Origin of the sequence: Pseudomonas sp. NPDC089408, assembly GCF_044749445.1 — a bacterium.
Lineage (GTDB): Bacteria > Pseudomonadota > Gammaproteobacteria > Pseudomonadales > Pseudomonadaceae > Aquipseudomonas.
The window spans coordinates 47,442-68,477 of sequence record NZ_JBIVHY010000025.1 but is presented as its reverse complement, the minus strand read 5'-3'; the positions used below and the strand labels follow the sequence as shown (position 1 = coordinate 68,477).

Sequence of the window (21,036 nt, the reverse complement as noted above, 5' to 3'; positions counted from 1 at the left end):
TGGGAACTGCTCAATTTCCTGATAGCCGGCGCCCGTCGTTGAGGGTTGCCCGCTTTCGTTCGTCTTGAAAAAGCAATAGCGAGCATTTTTGTGATCCACTTCACAAAAGCGCCATGAGCGGCATAATGCCATCAACGCTAACCAAGACCCGGCCAGCGCTTGCCGGGGTCTCTTTTCATGCCGTTCGAAGGCTCAGGTAAAGTTCATGTCGCTAGTCGCAAGCCCCGACATCATGTACCGGCTGTTGATCCAGAGCGTGGCGGACTATGCCATCTACCTGCTCACCCCCGACGGTATCGTCGCCAACTGGAACCCCGGCGCGCAGCGCGCCAAGGGCTACCTGGCTGATGAAATCGTTGGCCAGCATTACTCGTTGTTCTACAGCGATGCCGAACGTGCGGCCGGGTTGCCCGGGCTTAACCTGGAGCAGGCGCGCAACACCGGGCGCTTCGAGGAAGTCGGTTCACGCCTGCGCAAGGACGGCTCGGCTTTCCATGCCCATGTGGTGATCGATGCGGTGTACGACGATGCCGGGCAACTGGTGGGTTTTGCCAAGGTGACCCGTGACATCTCCGAACGCCACCAGCAGGAACAGGAGCTGCTGCAGGCCAAGGAGCTGGCCGAGCAGTACAGCCAGGAAATGGCCAAGTTGTCGCAGTTTCTCGATTCGGTGATTGCCAACATTCCTGCCAGTGTCATTGTCCAGGACCTGGAAAGCCAGCGCATCCTGTTGGCCAACCAGCAGGCCGAACGCCTGTTCGGTGGGCCGCAACGCAGCATGATCGGCCAGTTGCCCGGCGCCTGCCTGGCACCGGCTGCGGCCGAGTTTCTGGAGCAGCAACTGGCGCGCGGTGCCCGCAGCACCAAGGGCCATGCCGCCGAAACCCGCGTCGATACCGCCCGCGGGCCGCGCACCTTGCGCAGCCGTACCTTGCTCAGCCAGAACCGCGAGGGCCAGGCCGACTACGTGCTGTTCGTGGCCGAAGATGCCACCGAAGAGCTGGCCGCCCACGCGCAGATTCACCACATGGCGCACCACGATGCGCTCACCGGGCTGCCCAACCGCACGCTGTTCAACGAACGCCTGCGCCAGGCCTTGGTGCGCGGCAGCGAGCACGACAAGCTGACCGCCGCCCTGTGCCTTGATCTGGACAACTTCAAGAACATCAATGACTCGCTTGGCCATGCCTTTGGCGACAAGCTGCTGCGTGCCCTGGGCAAGCGCCTGCGCCGCGAGCTGCGCGAACATGACACCCTGGCCCGCCTGGGCGGTGACGAGTTTGCCGTGGTGCTGACTGGCCTGGAAGGGCGTGACGCGGCCTGCAACACTGCGCAACGGCTGATCAATGCCATTTACCCGCCGTTCCAGATCGAGGGGCACCAGTTCAGCGTGGGGGTGAGCATCGGCATCGCCATCGCCCCGGATGACAACGACCAGGCCGAGCAATTGCTGGGTTATGCCGACATGGCGCTGTACGAGGCCAAGCGCAACGGCCGCAACCGCTACGAGTGCTTCGACGTCGAACTGGACGTTGCCGCCCGCCAGCGCCGCCTGGTGGAAACCGACCTGCGCACCGCGCTGCACCTGGGCCAGTTGCAGCTCCATTACCAGCCGGTCGTCGACCAGCAGACCAGCAGTGTCACCGGTTATGAGGCGCTGCTGCGCTGGGAGCACCCCACCCGCGGCATGGTCATGCCTATGGACTTCATCCCCATCGCCGAAGAAACCGGGCTGATCCACGAACTCGGTACTCGCGCGCTGAACCTGGCCTGCCAGGAGGCGGCCAGTTGGGGCAGTGAGCAGACGGTGTCGGTCAACCTGTCGGCAGTGCAGTTCAAGAATGGCAACCTGGTACACATCGTCGCCTTGGCGCTGGCCGACTCGGGCTTGGCGCCGCAACGGTTGGAGCTGGAAATTACCGAGTCGGTGCTGCTGGGCAACAGCGACGAGAACGTGCGGACCTTGCGCGCGCTGAAGGACCTGGGCGTGTCGATTTCGCTGGACGACTTTGGCACCGGGTATTCCTCGCTGGGCTACCTGCGGTCGTTCCCGTTCGACCGGATCAAGATAGACAAGTCGTTCGTGCATGACATGTGCGACAGCCGTGAGGCGATGTCGATCATCCGCGCCATTACCGACTTGTCCAACAGCCTGATGATCAAGACCACGGCCGAAGGCGTTGAGTCGGAAGAGCAGATGCGCCGGCTGGCGGCGGAGGGGTGTTCGCACTTTCAGGGCTACCTGTATGGGCGGCCGGCACCGGCGAGCGAGCGCTTGAAGCAGGTGGTAATGCCGCGCTAGAGCCCTTCGTGAGGGCCTTGTATTGCCCAAGCCAGGCTCCCACAGGTAGTGCAAAGGGCTTGAAGCCCATGCGGCCGATCTGCATGGATGAAGAGACAGAAGCAGTACCTTTGTGGAGGGCTCAAGCCAGAACGGCAGCCCAAGCAGAACCCAGTAAAACGACTGCCAACACCTGGTTGAACACTCGCAACCGCCGCGGTGCCTGCAACCACCGCGCGCTACCCACCCCCAACACCGCCCACGCTGCCATGCACGGCAGGGCAATCAGCAAGAACACCAGCGCCAGCTGCCACACCGGCAGCGACGGCGCAGCAAACACCCCGACCACCGCCACGGCCATCATCCACACCTTGGGGTTCACCACCTGCAACGAGGCGGCGCTGAAGGCGCTAAAACCTTGCGCCGAGTCCGTCTGCAGTGGGGCGGCGGCACTGCGCAGCGTCTTCCACGCCAGCCAGCTCAGCCACAGTACCCCGGCCCAGCTCATCAGCTGTTGCGCCAGCGGGTGACGCAGCAACAGCTCACCCAGCCCCAGCCCGACCAGCAGCACGATCGCTGCCGCCGCGCCACAGGCGGCCAAGATCGGTGCCAGGCTTGCACGCAGGCCTTGTCGGGCGCCGTGGGCAAGGATCAACAGGTTGGTCGGCCCCGGGCTGATGCTGGACACCAGGGCGAACAGGATAAAGGGCAACAACGACTGCGACATGGTCAAACGCTCCGGAAACCGAAGCACCATGTTCGCGGCTTGCAGGCGCTTAGTCTGGAAGGTTTGAGCAGCGCTTGCGGTAGCCGGCCGGGGTCAGCTGATAGGCGCGGCGGAACCAGCGGCCCAAATGGCTCTGGTCGGCAAAACCCAAGGCCACGGCCACTTCGGCAGGCGCCTGGCCCTGGGCAAGCAGGCGCCGCGCCCGGGCCAGACGTAGCTGGATCAGGTAGGCATGCGGGGCAATGCCGAATGCAGCCTTGAATGCGCGGGTGAGGCGGAAGCGGTCGATGCCGCAGGCCAGGGCCAGGTCTTCCAGGCCGATGTCGCGCTCCAGGTTGGCGTGCAGGAAGTCCCGCGCACGCTGCGCGGTCAGCGGCAGGCGCGGGTCGGGGCTGATACGCCGTCGCCAGTGCAGGTGGCGGGTCAGGCAGGTGAGCAGGTCGTCCGTGGCGGTTTGCCGGACGATGCGCAAGTCCTGATCATGCACGGCGCGGAAGGCGAGGGCAGTGGCCCGGGCCAGGTGTTCGTCGTGGCACAGGGTATCGGCAAAACTGGGCAGGCTGTCACCGGGTGCCTGCTCGAACAGCGCCCGCAGTTGCTGGTCGAGCCAGGCCGGTTCCAGGTACAGGGTCGAATAGGTAAAGCCTTCTTCGGTCGGCGCCAGGCCATCGTGGATGTCGCCGGGCTCTAGCAGAAACACCTGCCCTGGGGTGCTGCGGTGGCGCACCCGGCGGCAGTTGAACTGCTGCACGCCTTGTTCGGTCACGCCGACCAGGAAGCTGTCGTGCCAGTGTGGGTCGTAGGCATGCCCGACGAAATGCGCACGGACCGACTCGATACCGGTGTCGGCATCTTGTTTGAAGTCGATCCAGTTGCTCATTGAAATGTGCCTTGGCGGTAAATGGCTACCTTAGCGCACTGGCCCCCTTCAGTCTGGAACGATTGTGCAGCCGTTGGTCAGTGCCCGGTCACGCAGCTGTTCGAAGCGCTCGCGCAGCCACAGGTGCAATTGTGTCACCGCCGGCGTGAGCTGTTTGCGATGCGGGCACACCAGGGTGACTGGGGTCGGTTCACCAAGCAATTCGGGCAGGACGATTTCCAGTTCACCGGCGGCAATGTTGGCGCTGACATCCAGCCACGACTTGTAGACGATACCTTCGCCTTGAATGGCCAGTCGGCGGATAACGTCGGCGTCGTCGCTGACCAGCGGCCCGCGTACCTGCACGGTGCGGTTGCCCAGTTGCCACTTGTCGTACACCCGGTTGTGCTGCATGTAAAGCAGGCAGGCATGCTGCTGCAGGGCATCGGGCGTGAGCGGGTGGCCGTGGCGGGCCAGGTAGTCGGGCGAGGCGACCAGCACCCGGCGGTTCCAGGCGGCCAGCGGCAGGGCGATGTAATTGGCATCCTGGTTGAGGCCGTAGCGGATGGCTACATCAACCGGGTCGCGGTTAAGGTCGGCAATCTGGTCAGAGAGAAAGAAGCGCAACTGCAACGCCGGGTGTTCGCGGCGAAACGCGCTGAGCCACGGCAGCAGCATGTTGCGGCCCATGTCGGACGGCGCCGATACCTGCAAGGTTCCGCGCAGGGTATGCGGGTTGCCATGCAAGTCTTCATGGCCCTGGCGCAGGCTCTCCAGCACATTCAGGGCGGTAGGCAGATAGCGCTCACCCTCGGCGGTCAGGCGAAGGCTGCGGGTGGTGCGGGCGAACAGGCGCACATCCAGGTCACGCTCCAGACGCTTGATGGCGGCAGCCACCTGGCCCGGCAGCAGGCCTGCTTCATGGGCGGCGGCAGTGAAGCTGCCCAGCACACTGCTGCGTGCGAACAGTTCGAGGTCGGCGATGCGCAGCATTTTCACTCCAAGGATGAAAGTGTTGCTGCATTGTGCCGGTTTTTCTTTTCTACCGGAAAGATAAGATGCGCGACAAATCCACTGTTCATTCCGGAGTTGTTACATGGATACCGTCTCGCTAGCCAAGCGCCGCTACACCACCAAAGCCTACGATGCCTCGCGCCGTATTCCCCAGGCCACTGTCGATGCCCTGCTTGAACAGCTGCGGCACAGCCCGTCGTCAGTCAATTCCCAGCCCTGGCACTTCATTGTCGCCGACAGCGCAGAAGGCAAGGCACGGCTGGCCAAGAGCACCACGGAGCGTTATGCCTACAACACGCCGAAGCTGCTTGATGCCTCGCACGTGATCGTGTTTTGCACCCGCACCGAGATGACAGAGGCGCACCTGAACGGTGTGCTCGACCAAGAAGCTGCTGACGGGCGTTTCCGTGACGAGCAAGGGCGTGCGGCGCAGAACCAGAGCCGTCGTCATTATGTGGACCTGCACCGCTTCGATCAGAAGGACGCCCAGCACTGGATGGAGAAACAGACCTACCTGGCCTTGGGCACTGCCTTGCTCGGTGCCGCGGCACATGGGCTGGATGCGACGCCGATCGAGGGCTTTGACAGCAAGCTGCTGGACGCCGAACTGGGGTTGCGTGAGCGTGGGTTTACCAGTGTGGTGATTCTCAGCCTGGGGTATCGCAGTGAAAGCGACTTCAATGCTGGGTTGAGCAAATCGCGGTTACCGGCGGAGCAGGTGTTTACGTTCCTGTGAGATTGCCGGGGCCGCATAGCGTCCCTGGCATTCCCAAGTGGTTTGCAAATTCCGGTGTATGCCGCATACTTGTCGGCAAACGCCGAATGAGGAGCATGCCATGCTTGCCGAAGTGCTTCGCGACAACGGTTACCACGAGTACCGGGCGCGCCTACAGGCGCTGCTGGAAATCCCTGAACTAGCCAGTGATTTTGAAATCCACACCCGTATCACCCATGGTTTTGCCGCCACCTGGTTGGTGAAACTGACCGAGCGCGGTGTGTTCACGCCGGTAGAGCGCGATCAGATCATTCCCCTGCGCACCCTGAAAACGCGCATCGAACGTGACCAGCCGCTGACTGTGGAAGAAAGCGACAGGCTGTTCCGCTCGGCGCACATCACCGCGATGGCTGAAGCGGTGTTCGGCGAAGCGGACAAGGCCAAGCGCTGGTTGTCCAAGCCCAAGGAGCGTTTTTCGGGGCTGACGCCCATGCAGATGTTAACCACCCAGCAAGGTACCACCCAGGTCGAGGAGATGCTGTTGCAGATCGCCGAGGGCTTTGGCCTGTGATTCTATGGCGTATCAGCGCTTATGCAGACCTTAGCGGTACCGGCGGCTTGCGTGTCAGCGGCCGCTGGCACCAGGCGGGGCGGCCGGTGGTGTATGCCGCCACCAGCCCATCGGGGGCCATGCTCGAGGTGCTGGTGCACCTGGAAATCGACCCGGAGGACTTCCCCACCACCATGCGCCTTATCCGCATCGAGTTGCCCGACACGGTATCGCAAGCGCAGTTGCCCGCCTTGCAGCCCGGCTGGTCTGCGCAGACGGAACTGACCCGCGGCCTGGGCAACCGCTTTCTGGATGACTGTTCGGCATTGCTGCTCCCGGTGCCGAGCGCAATCATGCCAAGTACCACCAATTACCTGTTCAACCCACGCCACCCGCAGGCGCAGCGCGCGACGATCCAGGTCGAGGATTTCACCCCCGACAGCCGCTTGTTCTGACGCGTCACTACCACAATGCTGCGGATGCCGATGCCAATACCCGGCCAAACACTTCAAGTGCCTTTTCTACGTCTGTGTCGGAGCTGAAACGGCCGATGCTCAAGCGCACGCTGTTGCGTGCCTGGTGCTCATCCAGCCCAAGTGCCAACAGCACATGCGAGGCCGCATTGCTTGCCGAGTTGCAGGCCGAAGTGGTCGACAGCGCCAGCTCGCTGGCCAGTGCTGCGCTGTTGAAACCCTTGCTGTCGATACACAGGTTCAGGGTATGGGGGATGCGTTGGCTGGCGCAGCCGTTAAGGGTGACGCCGGGCAAGGCCAGCAAGCCTTCGCGCAGGCGCCTGGCCAGTTGCGCAAGGCGCAGGTGCTCGCTGTCGCCGGGTTGGCCGGCCAGTGCAAAAGCGCTGCCCATGCCGGCGATCTGGTGGGTTGCCAGTGTGCCGGAACGCAGGCCCTGTTCATGGCCACCGCCGTGCATCTGTGCACGCATCAATGGGCGGGCGCGCGGCCCCACGTAGAGCGCACCGATACCTTTTGGCCCATACACCTTGTGCGCCGAAAACGACATCAGGTCCACGGCCATTGTGCTCAGGTCGATGGCCAGTTTGCCCACGGCCTGCGCCGCATCCACGTGCAACAGGGCGCCATGGGCGCGAACGTGTTCGCCTATCGTGGCAAAGTCGGTGACTGTGCCCAGCTCATTGTTGACGGCCATCAGCGACACCAGGCGGGTGTCGGCGCGCAACGCTGCCTGCACGGCAGCGGGCTGGATCAGGCCGGCAGCGTCGGGGGCCAGGCGAGTGACGGCCCAGCCTTGGCGCTCCAGTTCGGCCACGGTGTCCAACACTGCCTTGTGTTCCAGCTGGCTGGTGATCAGGTGGCCGGGCGCTACGCCCTGGAAAACGCCCTGGGCAATGCCCTTGAGTGCCAGGTTGTTCGACTCGGTCGCGCCAGAAGTCCAGACCACGGCGTCGGCTTGCGCGCCGATGCGGTCGGCCACTTGCCGGCGCGCCTGCTCCACGGCATTGCGGGCGGCCTGGCCGAAGGCGTGGCCGCTGGACGCCGGGTTGCCGAAGTTGGCCTGGCTGCCTAGGCAGGCGAGCATGGTTTCGATGACCCGGTCGTCGACCGGGGTAGTGGCGGCGTAATCGAAGTAGAGCGGGGCGCTAGGCATTGGTGCGGGTCCATGTCTGTCGCCGTGAAATCGGCGATCGTTGGCGTAAGCGTACCCGTGGCCTAGGAGATATTTTTCGCTTACGACCGCTCTAAACTGGACTCGCGCAAAAAATATTTCTATTCAATGGCATTTTCGTAGGATTTTTTACTCGCAAGGATGAGGGGCCAGTAAAGAGCCCCTCATCAATGGCTTCAAGCAGGCTCCAAGGCCCTTTCTTCCTCAGCCACTACTCGCTCGCACAGCTCGGTAATCTGCTCGCGCATCCAGCGGTTGGCCGGGTCCTGGTCGGTGCTTTCATGCCAGTACAGGTGCGTTTCCAACGCAGGGATTTCCACCGGCAGGGGGTGATAGCGCAGTTGATGGCGGCGGGCGAAGCGCTCGGGGACGGTCATCGCCATGTCGGTCTGTTGCAACACCTGCGAGGCCATCAGGTAGTGCTGCGAACGCAAAGCGACCTTGCGTTGCACGCCCATCTTGCCCAGGGCCAGGTCGACATAGCCCAGGCCGTTGCGGCGGCTGGAAATATGGATATGGGTCATGCCCAGGTAGCTGTCGAGGGTCAGCTTGCTGTCGGCCAGCGGGTGGCCCTGGCGCAAGGCGCAGACGTAGCGGTCTTGCATCAGCTTGACGTGACGCACCTGCGGGTCGGTGTTCAGCGGTGCGTCGATGGCGAAGTCCAGGCGGCCGGCTGCAAGTTCCTTGGTGGTCTCGCGGCGCTTGCACAGGAAGCTTTCGATCAGCACCGCCGGTGCCAGGCGGCGCAGGCGCTGGAACAGCGGCGGGAGGATGACCGCCTCGGTCAGGTCGGTCATGCTGATGCGGAAGGTCTTGTTGGCCTGTTGCGGGTTGAAGATGCGGCTTTCCTGCACCGAAGTGCGCAGCAGCGCCAGGGCATTGCGTACCGGGCCGATGATGTTCTGCGCCATGGGCGTGGGCACCATGCCTTGCGCGGTGCGTACGAACAGCGGGTCGTTGAAGGTTTCGCGCAACCGCGACAGGGCGTTGGACACGGCTGGCTGGGTGATGCCGACAATCTGCCCGGCGCGGGTCAGGTTGGCTTCGGTGTAGATCGCATCGAACACGATAAACAGGTTGAGGTCGACCTTGCTGAGGTTCATGGGCGCCGCTCTTTGTTGGAATTATGGCTCGATCATATATCGGTTATGAATGTTTATACACGCGGAAAATAGACTAGGTGGATGGGGCCATGCTGCTCTAGGCTCTGGCCCATGTACTCCGAACCGTGAAGGTAGCCCCGATGGATTTCGCCTATTCGCCCAAGGTCCAGGCACTGCGCGAGCGCGTCACAGCGTTCATGGACGCCTATGTCTATCCCGCCGAGGCGGTGTTCGAGCGCCAGGTTGCCGAGGGCGACCGCTGGCAGCCCACTGCCATCATGGAGGAACTCAAGGCCAAGGCCCGTGCTGAAGGGCTGTGGAACCTGTTTCTGCCCGAGTCGGAATACGGCGCCGGTCTGAGCAACCTGGAATATGCCCCCCTGGCGGAAATCATGGGCCGCTCGCTGCTCGGCCCAGAGCCGTTCAACTGCTCGGCGCCGGATACCGGCAATATGGAAGTGCTGGTGCGCTACGGCAGCGAGGCGCAGAAACGCCAGTGGCTGGAGCCGCTGTTGCGCGGCGAGATTCGCTCGGCGTTCGCCATGACCGAGCCGGACGTGGCCTCTTCGGACGCCACCAACATGGCCGCTACTGCTGTGCGTGACGGCGATGAGTGGGTGATCAATGGCCGCAAGTGGTGGACTTCCGGCGCCTGCGACCCACGCTGCAAAGTGATGATCTTCATGGGCCTGTCCGACCCTGAAGGGCCGCGCCATCAGCAGCACTCGATGGTGCTGGTGCCGACCAATACGCCCGGGGTGAAGATCGTTCGCCCGTTGCCGGTGTTCGGTTATGACGATGCGCCGCATGGCCACGCCGAAGTGCTGTTCGAGAACGTGCGGGTGCCGTATGAGAACGTGATTCTCGGCGAGGGCCGTGGCTTCGAGATCGCCCAGGGGCGCTTGGGGCCTGGGCGTATTCACCATTGCATGCGCTCGATCGGCATGGCTGAGCGTGCGCTGGAATTGATGTGCAAGCGCGCGGTCGAGCGCACGGCGTTCGGCCGGCCACTGGCGCGCCTGGGCGGCAACGTCGACAAGATCGCCGACTCGCGCATGGAAATCGACATGGCCCGGCTGCTGACGCTGAAAGCGGCCTACATGATGGACACCGTCGGCAACAAGGTAGCGCGCAGCGAGATTGCCCAGATCAAGGTGGTGGCGCCGAACGTGGCGCTGAAGGTGATCGACCGGGCGATCCAGTTGCACGGCGGAGCAGGGGTGAGCGGCGACTTCCCGCTGGCCTACATGTATGCCATGCAGCGCACCCTGCGCCTGGCCGACGGGCCGGATGAAGTGCACCGGGCGGCGATTGGCAAGTATGAGATTGGCAAGTATGTGCCGGCGGAGATGTTGCGTAGCGGGCGGTAATTTCGTCAGCCTTCAAGGCCCCTTTCGCGGGTAAACCCGCTCCCACAGATACCACGCCGATAGCAAACCGTGCGTTGTACCTGTAGGAGCGGGTTTACCCGCGAAGAAGCCGGCGCGGTGCATGCCACCATCTGTACAGAAGCCAGGCCTTCGATTTCTACATTAGAAATGAGCTGAGAAAGATTGACAGAAATTGTGCGTAGGAAGTCTGATTCTCGCCAGTAAGAAATAGTTGCTTTTGTACAGGCGGCTAACTTCGGCTGGTTTGTAGGAAACGTCTGATTTTGTCGCCCGTCCATTTAAATTCCCTGTACGGATGTTAGGTTTTTGACCTCAGCCATTTACAGGGAGTTTGTATATGCGTGCCATTCTAGGGGGAAAAGCTCAGGCGGTAGATGGCGATGTCACCACAACGGGTGCTATCTGTATTGCCACGGGCGCAAGCTATCTCGACGAGGGCCGCATGGTGCTGCGCGAAGGTGACCCCACCACGTCATGCCCGCACTGTGGGCAGGAAGGCATCGTTGCTGAAGGGGTGGATTTCTTCATTTCCGATGGTCGCCGGGTTGCCACGGATGGTGCACTGGTGCTCTGTGGCTGTTCGCCGGGCAGCAATCGGGTGGTCGCCCCGTTGAGTGAAGCATTTCCGCCCATGCGCTCCGCTGCAGGGCGCACGGATGCCCATTTTGCCGAACCATCAACCGCCGTTTACCCCGAACGTTTCTCTCAACCTGCTGCAGTTGCGATGCCCGGTACTCTGGAGCCTGGTTTCTATGTGATTCCGCGGCGTATGTCGTTCGCACAGGTACTAATGGAACTGGCCGCGCACGATGCCACGTTGCCGATCTCCCGGCTGCAACGGCTCAACCCGACGTTCGAACAGGGCTTCAAGGCGGGGGAGATCTTCGTAATCGGTGACCCCGACAATGGCGACGCCTGCACCCGCGAGGAAGGCCAGCTGATGGCCGCGGCGCAGCACGCCCGGCGTGCGCTGACGGTGCTGGATTTCGCCGAAGCGGACTTCATGATGCAGCACCAGGCGGAAATCGCCGGTTTGCTGAGCAACGCCAGCCAGTCCATGGGCGTGGGCACGGACATGCTGAAACAAGGGCTGGCTCAGGTCAGTAATACGTTGAGCAGCATTGAGCAACTGCATCAACGTGAGTTCATGCGCCATGGCCATTTGAACAGCCCGGGCTTCTTTGCCGAACGGCGAAAGCTGCTGCAGCAGCTGGATGGACAGTTGAAAGTGGCATTGCTTAACAAGCAGCTGAACCTGGGAAGCTATGAGCGGTTGAGGAAGAGCTTGAATATTTCGACCAAGAGCCTTGTGCACCACTGGTCGAAGGCCGGCGGCCCGGGGCAGATTCCGGGGTATGCGACGCATCTGGGCAAGGTGGCGCGGCTTAGCAAGTTTCTTGAATATGGAGGGTACGCTGCGATTGGGTTGGGTGGGACGTCTTCGTATCTGAAAGTGCAAGAGGTTTGTCGAGCTGGTGAGACTGACGATTGTAAAAAGATCAGACTGACCGAGACGGGAGGTTTTGCTACCGGAACTGCTGGAGCAATGGCTGGCACCTTAGCAGCAAACCTCGTATCTGGAACAATTTGTGCTGTTGCCACCATGGGCTCGGGAGGTCTGGCTGCGCCGGTATGCGGCATAGTACTTGTTGGCGCCAGCGGCATGGCCGGGGGAGTGCTGGGCGGGGAGCTCGGTGAGCTTGTAGGCGAGTTTATTTACGAGGCAACCAGTGATTGACATTACTGGCTGGCAACCACTTGCTAAAGTGGCGCTTCTATTGAGTCCTTTTGCTATCGGCATACCAGGACTAGTCCTTAGTGCTGTCACGACATTAACCAAAGATTATGCCATCGCCTGCTCGGCCATCACCAGTAATCCCTATTTTGAAAGCATCAAACGTTATTGGGGTTCTGGGTCATTCAAATGGCGCTTGATGACGCTATGTACGGTAAGTGGGCTAGTGGCATTTCCATGGCTAGCGCTGCGAATGGGGCAACTGGATGCTGGCGAGCTAAATGCGTTTCCAAAGAAGCTTAAACGCAGGTTGAAAATTTCAGCCTGGCTAAACATGACTGGATGCATCTGGATGGTGCTTGTATGGGCGTTATTTAAGTTCAAGTAGGGGAAATCAGACCCGCATCTGCGGGTCATCCTCTTTCTGGTCGACTGTACGATCGGCATTTGCAGGTTGCTCGGGCGACTGATTCACGACTACCACCTTCTCCCCCCGCGTCTTGACCAACGAAACCACCACCCCACCCAGCAACAACCCGAACGTCACCCCCAGCGACAGTAACGCCGGCACCTTGCCGACCATGCCGTGGTAGAAAATCTTGCAGCCAATAAAGATCAACACCAGCGCCAGCGCGTACTTGAGGTACACAAACCGGTGCATCAGCGCCGACAGGGCAAAGTACAGCGAGCGCAGCCCGAGGATGGCGAAGATGTTCGAGGTGTAGACAATGAACGGGTCCTGGGTAATGGCGAAGATCGCAGGCACGCTGTCGACGGCGAACACCAGGTCGGCCAGTTCGATCAGCACCAGTGCCAGGAACAATGGCGTGGCATAACGCAGCGCCTTGCTTTGCCCCGGCGGGGTCTGTCGGATGAAGAAGTGCGAGCCGTGGATCTGGTCAGTGACCCGCATGTGCCGGCGCACGAACTTGATGATCGGGTTGTTGGCCAGGTCCGGGTGGCTGTCTTCTTTCGACAGCGCCATCTTCACCCCGGTGAACAGCAGGAAGGCGCCAAAGAGGTACAACACCCAGGCAAAATTCTGCACCAGCGCAGCGCCGACGCCGATCATGATCGCCCTCAGGAACACCACGCCGAGGATGCCCCAGAACAAGACGCGGTGCTGGTAGCGGCGGGGGATGGCGAAGTAGCTGAAGATCATCGCCATGACGAACACGTTGTCCATCGACAGCGACTGCTCGACCAAAAATCCGGTGTAGAACTCCAGCGCCGACTGCGCGCCCAGTTGGTACCAGACCCCGGCGCCGAACAGTACGCCTACGCTGAAATAGCCCGAATACAGCAGCAGGCTCTCGCGCATTTCGATTTCCCGGTCGTGGCGGTGCAGCACGCCGAGGTCGAGCACCAGCAAACCGATGACGATGGTCATGAACACCAGCCACAACCAGGCGCTGGTACCGAGGAACGGGGTGGTGAGAAATGCCTGCAGAGCTGTCATGAGCCCCTCCTTGAATGTCGACGTTGCATGGCAACAGTGATCCGACATGGCGGCGTGGCAGCCGTCAGAGGGGCCCGGTATCACATGGGCTTGAGCCTAGACCCGTTTGCCGGTGATGCCGAATAGGCAGCTGTTACATTTCTTTGCCAAAGCCGACCTCGAGTGATGTGGCCATGCGGTCACCTGTAGGAGCGGCCTTGCGTCGCGATGGGCTGCGCAGCAGCCCCTAAAGTCGCAGTTCCAGCACATATTGTCGGGGCTGCTGCGCAGCCCATCGCGACGCAAGGCCGCTCCTACACAGGGCGGTGTGCAGGTTTGTAGATCAATACACCCACACCTCCACCCGCCGGTTACGCAGCCGCCCTTGTTCCAGCTCGTTCCCAGCCACCGGTAATTCATCACCCATGCCAGTCACCTCCAGCACCTCGACGCCATCGCGCGCCAGTTCGCGGCGCACCGCCTGCGCGCGCAGGCGCGACAGCAGGGCGGCGCGGCCGGGCGTTTCCTTGGGGTCGCCAAAGCCCACCAGCACCGCCTTGCTCTGCAGCTTGCCGGCTTGGCGCAGGTATTCGGCCACCCGCTGCACATCGCGCAAGGCTTTGTTGTCGAGGCTGGCGCTGCCTTCCTGAAAGCGGAAGTTCACGCTCAGCCGCTGCGCCTGTTGGGCCAGGGTGCGATAGCGCGGTGGCATGTCGGCCTGAGGCGACACCGGCTGGGCCTTGACCTGCTGCGAAACGAAACCCTGCTGGGCGACGATGGCCTGGCCGGCCGGGCTCTGGGCGAAATCGGCCAGGGCCTTGGCTTCGGGCTTGGGGTTGGCCGGCAGGTAGAAGTACAGGCGTCGCGACAGCGGGTAGTCCTCGCTGGCCACCAGCGCCCGCTCCGGCAACATGGCCGGTGCATCACCCTCAGCTACCGCCAGTACCTTGGCCCCGTGGACTGCGGCCAGGCTGCTGAAACCGATGGCCTGGCGGTCGGCGCCCACCTGTGCGGCCAGTTCGTCACTGGATTCGAAGCGGCGGGTTTTGGCCGACAGTTCGCTGTGCTGCGGCTCCAGCACCAGTGCCTTGAAGGTCTCGAAGGTGCCGGAGCGGTCGTCACGGGCGTACAGGTGAATAGCCCCGCCGGAAACACCCAATTGCTCCCAGCGCTGGACCTGCCCGGAGAAAATCTGCGCCAATTGGCCTGTGGTGAGTTGTGGCAACGGGTTGTTCGGGTGGACGATCACTGCAACGCCGTCCAGCCCGATGACTTGTTCGGCGCTGGCCGCGCGCAGGTCGCCCAAGGCCCGCAGCTGGCGTACTTCGTTGTCGTTGATCGGCCGCGAGGCCGCGGCGAGATCGGCTTCACCCCGGCCCAGGGCAACAAAGCCGGTGCTGGAGCCATGGGCCGCGATGTCGACGCGCACCGGCTGGCCCCGCGCATCGCGCGCCGTGATCACGTTTTCGTTGGGCTGCTGGCCCGGTTGTTGTTTGATGGCGCTGGCTTGCTGCGCGCGCAATTGGCCTTGCACCAGTGCCGGCAGCAACGCTGCGCCGATGGTATTGGAGCCCTGCGCACGCAGGTGCGTGGGCTCGGCCAGGGTTGCCAGCGGTAGCAGGGTGAGCAGCAAAACAAGCAGGCGGCGCATGCCGGGTGGCCCTGTGGCATAGAGTTGGCCGGCAGATTACGACAGTGGCGTGATGATAATGTGACAGTGTTGCTTACGTCTTCAGAAGTGCAGCGCTCTATCTTGCAGGCGCTGCAGCTCTCAGAATGTCAATGCGCCCCGGCCGACTTGCTCAAATCACTCTCGGCCCATTCGGTGTAAATGCAGGCATCAGCCACCGCCCAACGCACCTTCACGCTATCCCCCGGCTGCATCGGCATGCCCGCCGCCGAAAGCGCCTTCACCGTCAATTCGGTACCGCCCGCCGTCACCACATGGCAGGTCTGGCTTTCACCCAGGAACAACACCTCACCGACCTTGGCACTGACCTCGTTCCAGCCCGCCGGCAGCGGCTCGCGCGCGGCCTGCTCGGCCGTCAGGGCTAGGGCTTTCTCGGGGCGCACCATGATCAGTGCATCCTGCTCGGCAGCCAGGCCCGGGGTCAGGCGAATGGCCACCGGCTGCCCCTCGAAGCGGCCGGCGCCGTTGCTGTTGGCCTTGATCCGCAGGAAGTTGGAGTTGCCCAGGAACGACGCAACAAAGGCATTCGGTGGGTTCTGGTACAGGTCGTAACCGGTGCCCAGGCCAACGATCTTGCCGTGGCTGAAGATGGCGATGCGCTGCGACAGGCGCATCGCCTCTTCCTGGTCGTGGGTCACGTAGGCAATGGTGATGCCCAGGCGGCGGTGCAGCTGGCGCAGCTCATCCTGCAGGTCTTCACGCAGCTTCTTGTCCAGTGCGCCGAGCGGTTCGTCCATCAGCAGGATACGTGGCTCGTAGACCAGCGCACGGGCGATCGCCACGCGCTGCTGTTGGCCGCCTGACATCTGCGAGGGCTTGCGGTGGGCGAATTTCTCCAGCTGCACCAGCTTGAGCATGGCGTCGACGCGCTTGTTGGTTTCTGCAGCATTGAGCTTGCGAATGGCCAACGGGAAGGCGATGTTGTCACGCACGTTCAGGTGCGGGAACAGCGAATAACGCTGGAACACCATGCCGATATCACGCTTGTGCGGCGGCACGTTGACCAGCGACTGGCCGTCTACCAAAATTTCGCCGCTGCTCGGGGTTTCGAAGCCGGCCAGCATCGACAGGGTAGTGGACTTGCCCGAGCCGCTGGAGCCGAGGAAGGTCAGGAACTCGCCGTCCTGGATTTCCAGGTCGAGGTTATCCACGGCGGTGAAGTCGCCGTAGTGCTTGTTCAGGCCACGCAGGCTGACCAGGGTCTTGCCGGGCGCGTTGTCTTTGATCACTGCACTCATTGTTGTTTTCTCCGCGCTCAGGCGTTTTCGGTGCGCCGGCGCAAGGCGGCGGCAATGAACATGACCAGCAGCGACAAGCCGATCAGTAAGGTCGAAGCCACGGCAATGACCGGGCTGAGGTCCTGACGCAGGGTGGTCCACATCTTCACTGGCAAAGTCTGCAGGTCGGGGCTGGCCATCATCACGCTCAGCACCACCTCATCCCACGACACCAGAAAGGCGAACAGGCCGCCGGCGATCATGCCCGGGCGAATCGCCGGGAAGGTCACCTTGAAGATCGCCTGCAGGCGCGAAGCACCGCAGATTACCGCGGCATCCTCGATCGATTGGTCGAACAGCTTCAGCGAGTTGATGATCGAGATGATGGTGAAGGGCAGGGCGACAATCACATGGCTGACCACGAAGGCGAACAGCGTGCCGGTGTAGCCCAGCTTGAGGAACAGCGCGTACACCGCCACGGCAATGATCACCAGCGGCACGATCATCGGCATGGTGAACAGCCCGTACAGCAGCTCGCGGCCCGGGAAGCGGCCACGCACCAGGGCGAACGCGCTGGGCAAACCGAGCAGCACGGCAGTGATGGTGGTCAGCACGGCCACCTTCAGGCTGGCCAGTGCAGCGTCCATCCACTCCGGGTTGGAAAAGAACTGGCCGTACCATTTGAAGGTCCAGCCCGGCGGCGGGAACACCAGCCATTGTGAAGAACCGAACGACAGCAACACGATGAACACCACCGGCAGCAGCAGGAAGGCCGCGATCACCCCGGTGGTCAGGTACAGGCCGGTACGCAGCGGGCGGCCCATGGCATTGGGAGACAGGAGCATGGCGGTTTACCTCGCGTTGCCGACCGGGGATTCCGGCTGCAGCTTCAGGTACAGGTAGAAGAGCACCAGGGTGATCACCACCAGCAGTGCGGCGGCGGCGCTGGCCAGGCCCCAGTTAAGGAACGACTGCACCTGCTGGATGATGAATTCGGGCAGCATCATGTTCTGCGCTCCACCCAGCAGCGCCGGCGTGACGTAGTAACCGAGCGACATCACGAACACCATCAGCGCCCCGGAGAACAGCCCCGAGCGGCACAGTGGCAGGAACACCTTCCAGAAGTTGGTCCACGGGCTGGCGCCACAGATCGAGCCGGCCTGCAGCACCATCGGGTCGATGGCGTGCATGGTTGCCTGCAGCGGCAGCACGATGAACGGGATCATGATGTAGCTCATGCCGATTACCACACCGGTCAGGTTGTGCACCATTTCCAGCGGGGCATCGATGATGCCCATGGCCATCAACGCCTTGTTGATCACCCCCGAGCTCTGCAGCAGCACCAGCCACGAATAGGTGCGTGCCAGCAGGCTGGTCCACATCGACAGCAGCACGATATTAAGCAGCCAGCGGCCCCAGCCTTTGGGCACCAGAGTAATCGCCCAGGCCAGCGGGAAGCCCAGCAGCACACTGATCAGGGTGACCACACCGGCGACCGAGAAGGTGTTGAACAGCACCCGCGCATAGGCCGAGTTGGCGAACAGCTGCTCGTAGTTGCCCAGCCCCGGCGTGGGCTCCAGCACCCCGCGCAGCAACAGGCCGACCAGCGGTGCGAAGAAGAACAGGCCCAGAAACAACAGCGCCGGCAGCAGGTTGCGGCTGCCTTTCCAGCGCTGGCTCAGGCTGACGCGGCGGGGGGCCGTACCCGGGGCGCCGGCGCCCGTGGGGGCACCTTGCGCGTTATGCAGGGCGTTGATGGCGACTTTCATTTGACCAACCACTCATTCCAGCGCGCGGCGATGGCCTGGCCGTTCTTGGCCCAGTAGGCAAAGTCGAGGGTGACCTGGTCCTGGGCATAGGCGGTCGGCAGGTTCGGTGCAAGGTCCTTGTCCAGCTTGGCCACGCTGTCGAGGTTGACCGGCGCGTAGGCAGTCTTGTTGGCGAACTCGGCCTGGCCTTCGGCGCTGCTGGCGTTGGCCAGGAACTTGATGGCTGCGTCCTTGTTCTTGGCGCCTTTGGGAATGACCAGGAAGTCGGCCATGACCAGGTTCTGCTTCCAGCTCACACCTACCGGTGCACCGTCTTGCTGCAGGGCGTAGACACGGCCGTTCCAGAACTGCCCGAGCGAGGCTTCACCAGAGGCCAGCAGTTGCTGCGACTGGGCGCCACCGCCCCACCAGACGATGTCTTTCTTGATGGTATCGAGCTTCTTGAAGGCGCGGTCCAGGTCAAGTGGGTAGAGCTTGTCGGGGGCTACGCCGTCGGCCAGCAAGGCCAGCTCCAGCACGCCGGGACTCGGCCATTTGTACAGGGCGCGCTTGCCAGGATAGGTCTTGGTGTCGAACAGCGCGGTCCAGTCGACCGGCTTGTTGGCACCCAGCTTGCCTTCGTTATAGCCCAGCACGAAGGAGAAGAAGAACGAGCCGACGCCGTGGTCGGAAACGAAGCGCGGGTCGATCTTGTCGCGTTTGATCTGGTTGAAATCGAGGGGTTCCAGCAGGCCTTCGCTGGCGGCACGCAGGGCAAAGTCGGCTTCGACATCGACCACGTCCCACTGCACGTTGCCGCTCTCGACCATGGCCTTGAGCTTGCCGTAGTCGGTCGGGCCATCTTGCACGACCTTGATGTCGGTGGCTTTGGTGAAGGGTACGGCCCACGCTTCTTTCTGGGCGTCCTGGGTGGTCCCGCCCCAGCTGACGAAGTTCAGGCTGTCGGCGGCCTGGGCGGCCTGACATGCCAAGGTCAGCAGGCTGGCGGACAGCACTGCGGTTACACGTTTGCTCAACAGCATGGTTACGCCCTCGTTGCTTTTGTTATTCGAGGCGGGGCTTCTGGTGCGCCCGCCAACAGTGTTCGGGGAGCAGCTAAAACAAAGTGTCTGGTGGCCGTTTGTAGTGGTAGGTGCCGGCCTGCAGATTCAAGGTCTACGGGATATCATATTATGGTATTCCAAACTTTTGGCAAGGGGTATGAGGCGACCGGCCATCACTCCGCGATCTCAGAAACACCACGGGCCTTATAGGAGCGGGTTTACCCGCGAATGCGTCGGTGGCATCACCACCGCATTCGCGGGTAAACCCGCTCCTACATCAATTACGTATGTGTTATCAGCCCACCATCCCGGGCTCAAAGGGAATGCTCTGCACCACCTCCAGCTCATACCCCGCCAACCCCGCATATTTCAGTGGCGGCCCCAGATGGCGCAGCTTGCCCACGCCCAGGTCCTGCAGAATCTGTGCCCCGGTACCCACCTCGGAGTACACCTTCGACTGTCCACGCTGGTAAGGCCGCACCGGCTGGGTCAGCTGCGGCACGCGCTCCAGCAGGGCCTGTGAGGATTCATGGTTGGCCAAAATCACCACCACGCCAGCGCCTTCCTCGGCGACTTTCTGCAGTGCCGCCCACAACGTCCAGTTGGCCGGCCCGGCGTACTCGGCACCGACCAGGTCGCGCAGCGGGTCGATCACATGCACCCGCACTAAAGTCGGCTGCTCGCGGCGGATGTCGCCCATGACCATGGCCATGTGCACGCCACCTTCAATGCGGTCTTCATAGGTGACCAGGCGGAAAGTGCCATGCACAGTGGGCAGCTCGCGCTCGCCGATGCGCTTGATGGTCTGCTCGGTGCTCAGGCGGTGGTGGATCAGGTCGGCGATGGTGCCGATCTTGATGCCATGCTGGGCGGCGAACACTTCCAGGTCCGGGCGGCGGGCCATGGTGCCGTCGTCGTTGAGCACTTCGACAATCACCGAGGCCGGGCTGAAGCCGGCCAGGCGCGCCAGGTCGCAGCCCGCTTCGGTGTGGCCGGCACGGGTCAGCACGCCGCCTTCACGGGCGCGCAGGGGGAAGATGTGGCCGGGTTGTACCAAATCTTCCGGGCGGGCATTTGGCGCCATGGCTGCTGCCACGGTACGCGCGCGGTCGGCGGCAGAAATGCCGGTAGTCACGCCGGTGGCGGCTTCGATCGACACGGTAAACGCCGTGCTGAACACGCTGCCGTTGGCGGGTACCATCTGCGCCAGGCCCAGGCGCTGGCAGTGATCGTCGGTCAACGTCAGGCAGATCAGCCCGCGTGCTTCGCGGGCCATGAAGTTGATAGCCTGGGCGTCGCAACGCTCGGCGGCGATCAGCAGGTCGCCTTCGTTTTCGCGGTCCTCGTCATCCACCAGCAGGACCATTTTGCCTTGCCGGTAGTCCTCGAGAAGTTCCTCGATGGTGTTGAAAGCCATGATGCACGCTCACTGTGGTGGGGTGATTTTATGGTATACCATCATACACATATATCGCCGTGACAGGAGAGCAGGCATGAAGGCCTATTGGATCGCCCATGTGGACGTGACCGACCCCGATCAATACCAGCAGTACACCCAGCGCGCCCCGGCTGCCTTCAAGGCGTTCGGCGGCCGCTTCCTGGCCCGTGGCGGGCGCAGCGAGGCGATGGAAGGGCGGCCTACGCCACAGCGTAGCGTGGTGATCGAGTTTGATTCCTACGAGCAGGCGGTGGCGTGTTACCGGTCGGCGCTGTATCAGGAGGCGTGCAGCCATCGCCAGGGGGTGGCCAAAGCCGAGGTGATCATCGTGGAAGGTTTCGAACCTTGAGTAGTTGCTGATGGCCTCTTCGCGGCGGTTCGACGCCTCGATAAACCCGCTCCTACAACCGTCACCACGGGAT

Annotated in this window: 20 protein-coding genes; 8 read left to right on the top strand and 12 right to left on the bottom strand. The window is 62.5% G+C overall.

The window, feature by feature from the left end; translation table 11 throughout:
• Positions 1-205 precede the first annotated feature (205 nt).
• Entirely contained in the window at positions 206-2,302 is a 2,097-nt protein-coding gene (locus ACIP02_RS25650) for a putative bifunctional diguanylate cyclase/phosphodiesterase (RefSeq protein WP_400622373.1), read from the top strand.
• A 121-nt stretch (positions 2,303-2,423) separates the two neighbouring features.
• Here ACIP02_RS25650 and ACIP02_RS25645 read toward each other — a convergent pair whose 3' ends face one another.
• The 3 genes from ACIP02_RS25645 to ACIP02_RS25635 are packed head-to-tail and all read right to left on the bottom strand — an operon-like array spanning position 2,424 to position 4,860.
• A complete protein-coding gene (locus ACIP02_RS25645) occupies positions 2,424-3,008 on the bottom strand; it encodes a LysE family translocator (RefSeq protein ID WP_400622371.1) in 585 nt (194 codons plus the stop codon).
• Positions 3,009-3,057: 49 nt separating this feature from the next.
• Complete coding sequence (locus ACIP02_RS25640; protein WP_400622370.1) at positions 3,058-3,888, bottom strand: AraC family ligand binding domain-containing protein; 831 nt, start codon at positions 3,886-3,888, stop codon at positions 3,058-3,060.
• Positions 3,889-3,936: 48 nt separating this feature from the next.
• The gene (locus ACIP02_RS25635; protein WP_400622368.1) at positions 3,937-4,860 is read right to left on the bottom strand and encodes a LysR family transcriptional regulator; all 924 of its coding nucleotides are present in this window, start codon (positions 4,858-4,860) and stop codon (positions 3,937-3,939) included.
• A gap of 103 nt (positions 4,861-4,963) precedes the next feature.
• Between ACIP02_RS25635 and nfsB the strand changes: the two genes are divergently transcribed.
• The 3 genes from nfsB (at position 4,964) to ACIP02_RS25620 (ending at position 6,601) form a co-directional block, all read left to right on the top strand.
• The gene (gene nfsB / locus ACIP02_RS25630) at positions 4,964-5,617 is read left to right on the top strand and encodes an oxygen-insensitive NAD(P)H nitroreductase (protein WP_400622366.1); all 654 of its coding nucleotides are present in this window, start codon (positions 4,964-4,966) and stop codon (positions 5,615-5,617) included.
• Between the two features lie 100 nt (positions 5,618-5,717).
• Positions 5,718-6,167: an antitoxin Xre/MbcA/ParS toxin-binding domain-containing protein gene (locus ACIP02_RS25625; protein ID WP_016487684.1), complete on the top strand. Its 450-nt coding sequence runs from the start codon at positions 5,718-5,720 to the stop codon at positions 6,165-6,167.
• On the top strand, positions 6,164-6,601 hold the full coding sequence (locus ACIP02_RS25620; RefSeq protein WP_400622364.1) for an RES family NAD+ phosphorylase: 438 nt from the start codon (positions 6,164-6,166) through the stop codon (positions 6,599-6,601). Before ACIP02_RS25625 ends, ACIP02_RS25620 begins: the two co-directional genes overlap by 4 nt.
• 7 nt (positions 6,602-6,608) lie before the next feature.
• On the opposite strand, the gene ACIP02_RS25615 is transcribed toward ACIP02_RS25620, so the two are convergent.
• Both ACIP02_RS25615 and ACIP02_RS25610 read right to left on the bottom strand, forming a co-directional pair.
• Positions 6,609-7,772, bottom strand: a complete 1,164-nt coding sequence (locus ACIP02_RS25615; RefSeq protein ID WP_400622362.1) for a cysteine desulfurase family protein — start codon at positions 7,770-7,772, stop codon at positions 6,609-6,611.
• 194 nt (positions 7,773-7,966) lie between these two features.
• Complete coding sequence (locus ACIP02_RS25610; protein WP_400622360.1) at positions 7,967-8,893, bottom strand: LysR family transcriptional regulator; 927 nt, start codon at positions 8,891-8,893, stop codon at positions 7,967-7,969.
• Between the two features lie 140 nt (positions 8,894-9,033).
• On the opposite strand from ACIP02_RS25610, the gene ACIP02_RS25605 reads away from it, so the two are divergent.
• The 3 genes from ACIP02_RS25605 to ACIP02_RS25595 all read left to right on the top strand — a co-directional run bounded on the left by ACIP02_RS25605 (position 9,034) and on the right by ACIP02_RS25595 (position 12,407).
• Positions 9,034-10,263, top strand: coding sequence for an acyl-CoA dehydrogenase (locus ACIP02_RS25605; RefSeq protein ID WP_400622358.1), 1,230 nt, complete (start codon positions 9,034-9,036; stop codon positions 10,261-10,263).
• Between the two features lie 358 nt (positions 10,264-10,621).
• Positions 10,622-12,022: a PAAR domain-containing protein gene (locus ACIP02_RS25600; protein ID WP_400622356.1), complete on the top strand. Its 1,401-nt coding sequence runs from the start codon at positions 10,622-10,624 to the stop codon at positions 12,020-12,022.
• On the top strand, positions 12,015-12,407 hold the full coding sequence (locus tag ACIP02_RS25595; protein ID WP_400622354.1) for a hypothetical protein: 393 nt from the start codon (positions 12,015-12,017) through the stop codon (positions 12,405-12,407). The genes ACIP02_RS25600 and ACIP02_RS25595 overlap by 8 nt, the downstream gene beginning before the upstream one ends.
• Before the next feature lie 6 nt (positions 12,408-12,413).
• Here ACIP02_RS25595 and ACIP02_RS25590 read toward each other — a convergent pair whose 3' ends face one another.
• The 7 genes from ACIP02_RS25590 to ribBA all read right to left on the bottom strand — a co-directional run bounded on the left by ACIP02_RS25590 (position 12,414) and on the right by ribBA (position 20,593).
• Positions 12,414-13,478: a TerC family protein gene (locus ACIP02_RS25590; protein WP_400622352.1), complete on the bottom strand. Its 1,065-nt coding sequence runs from the start codon at positions 13,476-13,478 to the stop codon at positions 12,414-12,416.
• A 322-nt stretch (positions 13,479-13,800) separates the two neighbouring features.
• A complete protein-coding gene (locus tag ACIP02_RS25585) occupies positions 13,801-15,108 on the bottom strand; it encodes a substrate-binding domain-containing protein (RefSeq protein ID WP_400622350.1) in 1,308 nt (435 codons plus the stop codon).
• 128 nt (positions 15,109-15,236) lie between these two features.
• Entirely contained in the window at positions 15,237-16,385 is a 1,149-nt protein-coding gene (locus ACIP02_RS25580) for an ABC transporter ATP-binding protein (RefSeq protein ID WP_400622348.1), read from the bottom strand.
• Positions 16,386-16,402: 17 nt separating this feature from the next.
• Positions 16,403-17,209: an ABC transporter permease gene (locus ACIP02_RS25575; protein WP_400622346.1), complete on the bottom strand. Its 807-nt coding sequence runs from the start codon at positions 17,207-17,209 to the stop codon at positions 16,403-16,405.
• Between the two features lie 6 nt (positions 17,210-17,215).
• A complete protein-coding gene (locus tag ACIP02_RS25570) occupies positions 17,216-18,133 on the bottom strand; it encodes an ABC transporter permease (protein ID WP_201207091.1) in 918 nt (305 codons plus the stop codon).
• Positions 18,130-19,155, bottom strand: a complete 1,026-nt coding sequence (locus ACIP02_RS25565) for an ABC transporter substrate-binding protein (RefSeq protein WP_400622344.1) — start codon at positions 19,153-19,155, stop codon at positions 18,130-18,132. The genes ACIP02_RS25570 and ACIP02_RS25565 overlap by 4 nt, the downstream gene beginning before the upstream one ends.
• A 316-nt stretch (positions 19,156-19,471) precedes the next feature.
• Positions 19,472-20,593: a bifunctional 3,4-dihydroxy-2-butanone-4-phosphate synthase/GTP cyclohydrolase II gene (gene ribBA / locus ACIP02_RS25560; protein WP_400622342.1), complete on the bottom strand. Its 1,122-nt coding sequence runs from the start codon at positions 20,591-20,593 to the stop codon at positions 19,472-19,474.
• Between the two features lie 76 nt (positions 20,594-20,669).
• Here ribBA and ACIP02_RS25555 point away from each other — a divergent pair, with 76 nt between their 5' ends.
• Complete coding sequence (locus ACIP02_RS25555; protein ID WP_400622340.1) at positions 20,670-20,963, top strand: DUF1330 domain-containing protein; 294 nt, start codon at positions 20,670-20,672, stop codon at positions 20,961-20,963.
• The last annotated feature ends 73 nt before the right edge of the window (positions 20,964-21,036 follow it).